The 2,306-nt window shown below is 63.1% G+C and carries 3 protein-coding genes; all 3 read left to right on the top strand.

Annotated features, from left to right (window positions below):
* Nucleotides 1-549 (top strand): ABC transporter permease (locus EN914_RS32595; protein ID WP_127389551.1); only part of this gene is annotated, 549 nt, incomplete at its 5' end.
* 10 nt (nt 550-559) lie between these two features.
* Nucleotides 560-1,321: an SDR family NAD(P)-dependent oxidoreductase gene (locus EN914_RS32590; RefSeq protein WP_024504750.1), complete on the top strand. Its 762-nt coding sequence runs from the start codon at nt 560-562 to the stop codon at nt 1,319-1,321.
* A 301-nt stretch (nt 1,322-1,622) separates the two neighbouring features.
* On the top strand, nt 1,623-2,306 hold a 684-nt coding region (locus EN914_RS32585), incomplete at its 3' end, for a hypothetical protein (protein WP_127244269.1).

Genomic DNA, 2,306 nt, shown 5'->3' with positions numbered 1-2,306 from the left:
GTCTTCGACGCACTTCTGGGCGCCGCGATCGTCGTTCCGGGCGTCGTCATCGGCATTTCGACTCTGGTCGCGCTCGTCCAATTGTTCACCGTCGTCAATCCGTTCCTCGCCTCGATCTGGCCCGACGACCAGCCGCCGCGGCTAGCGCTCGGCTACGGTTCGATCATCGCGGCGCACGGGCTGTTCTCGATGGCGCTGGTGACGATGATCGTCGGCACGCGGCTCGGCAGCCTCGACCGCAATCTGGTCGAGGCGTCGAGCGATCTCTACGCGACGCCGTTGACGACGTTCCGCTCGATCGTGCTGCCGCAGATCATGCCGGCGGTCGTTGCCGGCTTCCTGCTCGCCTTCACCTTCTCCTTCGACGATTTCATCATCGCCTTCTTCGTCGCCGGCGCGCAGACGACGCTGCCGATCTATGTCTTCGCGTCGATCCGGCGCGGCGTGACGCCGGAGATCAACGCCATCGCGACGATCGTGCTCGTCGCTTCCGTGCTGCTCGTGGTGCTTGCCCAATGGCAGTTGCGCCAGCGCAAGCCGTCGAACTGAAAGCCGCATCATGATCCTCAAAGACCGCATCGCCGTGGTGACAGGCGCCGGCTCCGGCATCGGGCGCGCCGGCGCCATGATCATGGGCAGGGAAGGCGCGGTGGTCGTCATCGCCGACAGGGATCAGGCCGCCGGCGAAGCAACGGCTTCGGACATTCGGGCAGCGGGTGGACGGGCCGAGGCGATCAAGACCGATGTCGCTGATGATGCGGCGGTCGAACAGCTCATTGCCGGCACGCTCGACAGGCATGGGCGCATCGACATCCTGCACAATCACGCCGGCATCCAGGTCGGCGGCACGCTGACCGAAGTGGAGGTCGGCGGCATGGATGCCTCGTGGCGGGTCAATGTGCGGGCGCAGTTCCTGGCGGCCAGGATCGTCATGCCATCGATGATCGCACGAGGCGGCGGCGTCATCCTCAACACCGCCTCCAATTCGGGCGTGTTCTACGACCGCGAGATGATCGCCTACGCAACCTCCAAACATGCGGTGGTGGCGATGACACGGCAGATGTCGCTCGACTATGCCCGGCACAATGTGCGCGTCAACGCGCTCTGTCCGGGCTGGGTCGACACGCCGTTCAACGAACCGTTCATCGCCCAGATGGGCGGACGCGGGGCGATCGAAACCTATGTCCGCACCAAGATCCCGATGGGCCGCTGGGCCAGCGCCGATGAGATCGCCGAAGCGATCCTGTTCCTTGTCTCCGACCGTTCATCCTTCATGACCGGCCAGGCGCTGGTAATCGACGGCGGTGAAAGTATCGGCTGAGCCTTTTGCTTTCGCTATCAACTCCCCTGTTTTCAAAGCTTGTCCGATGTACCACGCAAAGACTTTCACCCATGCCGCTGCTTGCCGGCAGGACTATAGTCCTGCCGGCATGGGACTTCAGTGCCATGGCCGTCCAAGAGCGTGAATTTGTGTTTGATATCAGTCGGTTAAGTTTCTGGCCGGGTGCCAGATCGCGTATTGAGACAGCATTTGTCTAAAGTTTACTCTGCACTATTAGCAATTCCTCATAGGACGGTCGCTTAGCGGTCGGGCCAGGGCGACGATTCCCGAGGAGATTACCATGACAAACCGGAAAACTCTGCTGGCGGCGCTTGCCGCATTGGCGCTCCTGGCATCTCCGGCGCTCGCCGGCAATGGGCACGGCGGTGGCGGTGGCAATGCCGGAGGCAACGGGCACGGCAACGGCGGTAGCAATGCTGGCGGCAATGGCAATGGGGGCGGCAACGGCCACAACGGCAGCAATGGCAAGAGCGGCGCTTCGCACGGCAAATCTTCGTCGGCCCCGGGCCGGGCCAAGGCCAAAGCGGACGACACCACGGTCGACACAACCACAAAGGTTTCGTCGGTTCCCAAGGAGAAGAACATCCACGCCAAGCTTGGCCGGCTGAACTCACTGCAGCGCAACATCAATGCCTATATGAACTCGAAGAGCAAGAAATTCGCCGCCCTTCAGGCATTCGTGACGCAGTCCGCCAAAGCCAAGGTCGCTCAGGCCGCCGCCGACGCAGCACAGGCTAAGCTGGATGCGCTGACGTCCCTGACACCCGATCAGATTGCCGCGATGTCGCCCGAAGATCAGGCGGCCCTGCCTGGGAAGATAGCTGCTCTGCAGGCCGAGGTCGCTGCCGACAACGCTGCTGCTGCTGCGGCCGCGGTCGGCACCGATGATGCATCGCTCGACGCGGCATTGGCGGATATGGCCAACAAGCCCGTCGACGCTGCGGTCACGTCCTGGGCTCAAGAC

Source organism: Mesorhizobium sp. M7A.F.Ca.CA.001.08.2.1, assembly GCF_003998455.1.
GTDB lineage: Bacteria > Pseudomonadota > Alphaproteobacteria > Rhizobiales > Rhizobiaceae > Mesorhizobium > Mesorhizobium ciceri.
The sequence above is the reverse complement of the archived record's forward strand: the minus strand, read 5'-3'. Positions and strand labels throughout refer to the sequence as shown.

What these genes read in the sequence shown, in the direction of transcription:
- EN914_RS32590 (WP_024504750.1), top strand. Translation starts at nt 560, where the DNA reads ATGATCCTCAAAGACCGCATCGCCGTGGTGACAGGCGCCGGCTCCGGC.